The sequence below is a fragment of the Streptomyces sp. NPDC059456 genome, assembly GCF_042750055.1.
Lineage (GTDB): Bacteria > Actinomycetota > Actinomycetes > Streptomycetales > Streptomycetaceae > Streptomyces.
Window position 1 is genome coordinate 1 of record NZ_JBHYVA010000835.1, and the last position, 3,304, is coordinate 3,304.

The following is a 3,304-nucleotide window of genomic DNA, read 5'->3' on the forward strand; positions in this document are numbered from 1 at the left end:
TGGGCCAGCACCACGGCCGGGGCGTGGGGGGGGGCCGGGGGGGGGGAGCCCGGCGCCCGCGCCGCCCCGGTCCGGGCCGTCCGGTGCGGGCAACTGCTCCCGGGAATCAGCCGACTTGGCCGAAACGGCGCCCGTACGATCGGCCCATGACCGCATCCACGTGGGACCTGCTCGATCACGCGCACGACGCGCTGCGCACCGCCGTCGACGGCGTGCCCGCCGGCGCCTGGGGCCGCCCGACGCCCTGCCACCAGTGGAACGTCGGCCAAGTGCTCCGGCACGCCGCCGGCGACCAGCTCGCCTACGCCGCCCGCCTCACCGGCGGACCCGGTCCGGCCGAGGACCCCTTCGCACCCTCCGCCGCCCCGGTCGGGGCTCCCGCCCAGCTGCTGGCGCCCGCCCTGGCCGCCGCGGCCGAGGCCTTCGCCGCGGTCGCTCCCGGCACGGCGGAGGTCCCCGTACCGCTGCCCCCGTTCACGGTCACCGCCGAGAGCGCGGTCGGCGCCGCCGCCCTCGACGCCGCCGTCCACGCCTGGGACGTCGCCGTCGCCACGGGCCGGCCCTCCCCGCTCACCCCCGCCCTCGCGGCCGCCCTGCGCCCGGCGGCCGAGGTCTTCGCCGAGCCCCTGCGCGGCTTCGCGTACGCCCCGGCGCTCGTACCCGGCCCCGATGCCGCCGACGACCCGGCCGGCTCGCTGCTCGCCTTCCTGGGCCGGCGCCCCGACTGGACGCCGCCGCACGCCTGACGGCGCGCACGGGCGCGTACGGGGGCGCGGGCACGCGTGCGGACGCACGCCGGCGTCGCGTTTCGGTCGAATTCCGCCCGGGCGGCGCGCGTGCTCCACGCAGTGCATAGGGGCGCGCACAGCGGGTAGGGACAGGTGCATCGTCTCTCGCTTGCGTACACGTCGTCAGGAGTAGACCGTGCAGCATCCGCCGCATCAGTCCCTGCAGGTAGCAGCCGTACAGAGCCTTCAGGCGCGTCCGGCCGCCGTACCGAAGCCGCGGGTGCCGGCGAGGGAAGAAGACGGACCATGGCACGCGGAGGCGGTGTGCCGCCGGGACGAGGCGGGGCTGTTCTTCGCCCCCTCCAAGGAGCCGACCGCGGCCCGGCTCTCCCGCGAGGAGGCCGCCAAGCGCGTCTGTGCCCGCTGTCCCGTGATGGTCGCCTGCCGCGAGCACGCACTGCTCCAGCCCGAGCCGTACGGGGTCTGGGGCGGGCTCACCGCGGCCGAACGCCGCGTGGTGCTGGCCCGCCGCAGGCGCCGCGCGGCGGAACTGCGCCAAGCGCCGGGAGCCGGGCCGATAGCCGCCGCGGGCTGAACCCCGTACGCAGGCAGACGAGAGGGGCGCCACCGCCGCACGCGGTGACGCCCCTCTCGCCGTGCGGGCCGCACGGCCCGCCGGCGCGCTCCTACTGGGCGCGGTCGAAGTCGATCGCGCTGTACGCGCGCAGCTTCGACAGGCGGTGGGTGGAGTCGATCTGCCGGATCGTGCCGGACTTCGAGCGCATGACCAGGGAGGACGTGGTCGCGGTCTCCGAGCGGTAGTGGACGCCGCGCAGCAGCTCGCCGTCCGTGATGCCGGTGGCGACGAAGAAGACGTTCTCGCCCGAGACCAGGTCGTTGGTGTGCAGGACCCGGTCCAGGTCGTGGCCCGCGTCGATGGCCTTCTGGCGCTCGGCCTCGTCCTTCGGCCAGAGCTTGCCCTGGATGGTGCCGCCGAGGCACTTGATGGCGCAGGCCGAGATGATGCCCTCGGGGGTGCCGCCGATGCCGAGGAGCAGGTCCACGCCGGTGCCCTCGCGGACGGCCATGACCGAACCGGCGACGTCGCCGTCCGAGATGAACTTGATGCGGGCGCCGGTCTCGCGGATCTCCTTGACGATGCCCTCGTGGCGGGGGCGGTCCAGGATGACCACGGTGACGTCCTCGACGGCCATGTTCTTGGCCTTGGCGACGCGCCGGATGTTGACGGACACCGGGGCGTTGATGTCGACGAAGTCGGCGGCCTCCGGGCCGGTGACCAGCTTCTCCATGTAGAAGACCGCGGACGGGTCGAACATGGTGCCGCGGTCGGCGGCGGCGAGGACGGCGATGGCGTTCGGCATGCCCTTGGCGTTCAGGGTGGTGCCGTCGATCGGGTCGACGGCGATGTCGACCTCGGCGCCGGTGCCGTCGCCGACCCGCTCGCCGTTGAACAGCATCGGCGCTTCGTCCTTCTCGCCCTCGCCGATGACGACCACGCCGTTCATCGAGACGGTGGAGATCAGGGTCCGCATCGCGTTGACCGCGGCGCCGTCCGCGCCGAGCTTGTCGCCGCGCCCGACCCACCGGCCCGCGGCCATGGCGGCGGCCTCGGTCACCCGTACGAGTTCCAGGGCCAGGTTGCGGTCGGGGGCCTCCGGAGAGACTTCGAGCTGGGGCGGCAGGTTGTGCTCGGTCATCGGAGCGCACCTTTCTGTACGGCGACGGCCGGGAAGTGAGGGTGCTGGAACTCTATCGTCACGTCGACAAATTGAGCAGACCGGGTCACGTATGAGCGGAATATCGGTCAGGCGTTTGGCGTGAGCGGACATCTTGCGGACGGCTGCGGTCGCCGCGCCGACCCCGCCGGAGATCGCTCCGGGCCATGGGGGACGATGGTGACGTGGCAGGTATGAAGGGCAAGCAGACGGTCTGGGACATGGTCCGGTCGCTGGCGGTGATCGGTGTCGTCGTCGCGGGGATCTACATTTTCATCCCGCATGACGACAAGGCCGATCCGACACACGTGGTCGACTACCGGGTGGAGACGCTCACCGCGCGCCGCGCGGCGCCGTACCCCGTGGCCGCGCCCGTGGGGCTCCCGGCCGAGTGGCGGGCGACCTCGGTGACGTTCGACCGCAAGGCCGCGAACGCCTGGCACCTGGGCTTCCTGGACCCGCAGGGGCAGTACGTCGCCGTCGAGCAGTCCAGCGACGCGTCGGCCAAGCACCTGACGTCCGTCACCCAGCGGGCCAAGGCCACCGGGCAGCTGCAGCAGGTCGGCGACCTGGCCTGGGAGCGCTGGGAGGGCGAGAAGTACGACGCCCTCGTCCGGCAGGAGCAGGGCTACGCCACGGTCGTCACGGGCACGGCCTCGTTCGAGGACCTGGGCAGGATGGCGGCGGCGCTGGAGTTCAAGCAGGGCGCGCAGTAGCGAGCCGGGGGCGGGGCGCGGCGCGGGGGGCGGGGCCGAGCGGGCGCGCGGGCGGGCCGGGGGGGGGGGGGGCGCCCCGCGGGCGCGCCGCGGCGGGCCGGGGCGCCCGCCCCCCCCCCACCCC

Annotated in this window: 4 protein-coding genes; 3 read left to right on the top strand and 1 reads right to left on the bottom strand. The window is 74.4% G+C overall.

Translation table 11 applies throughout. The annotated features are described in order from the left end of the window. Nucleotides 1-146 precede the first annotated feature (146 nt). On the top strand, nt 147-746 hold the full coding sequence (locus tag ACFXA3_RS39265) for a TIGR03086 family metal-binding protein (RefSeq protein WP_385195657.1): 600 nt from the start codon (nt 147-149) through the stop codon (nt 744-746). A gap of 178 nt (nt 747-924) precedes the next feature. Beyond that, complete coding sequence (locus ACFXA3_RS39270) at nt 925-1,323, top strand: WhiB family transcriptional regulator (protein WP_376192998.1); 399 nt, start codon at nt 925-927, stop codon at nt 1,321-1,323. A 91-nt stretch (nt 1,324-1,414) separates the two neighbouring features. Here ACFXA3_RS39270 and glpX read toward each other — a convergent pair whose 3' ends face one another. Next, nucleotides 1,415-2,446 (bottom strand): class II fructose-bisphosphatase, encoded by a 1,032-nt coding sequence (glpX, locus tag ACFXA3_RS39275; protein WP_054221849.1) that lies wholly within the window; start codon nt 2,444-2,446, stop codon nt 1,415-1,417. 212 nt (nt 2,447-2,658) lie between these two features. Here glpX and ACFXA3_RS39280 point away from each other — a divergent pair, with 212 nt between their 5' ends. Beyond that, entirely contained in the window at nt 2,659-3,180 is a 522-nt protein-coding gene (locus tag ACFXA3_RS39280) for a DUF4245 domain-containing protein (protein WP_385195660.1), read from the top strand. Nucleotides 3,181-3,304 lie beyond the last annotated feature (124 nt).

What these genes read in the sequence shown, in the direction of transcription:
- ACFXA3_RS39265 (WP_385195657.1), top strand. Translation starts at nt 147, where the DNA reads ATGACCGCATCCACGTGGGACCTGCTCGATCACGCGCACGACGCGCTG.
- glpX (WP_054221849.1), bottom strand. Translation starts at nt 2,446, where the DNA reads ATGACCGAGCACAACCTGCCGCCCCAGCTCGAAGTCTCTCCGGAGGCC.
- ACFXA3_RS39280 (WP_385195660.1), top strand. Translation starts at nt 2,659, where the DNA reads ATGAAGGGCAAGCAGACGGTCTGGGACATGGTCCGGTCGCTGGCGGTG.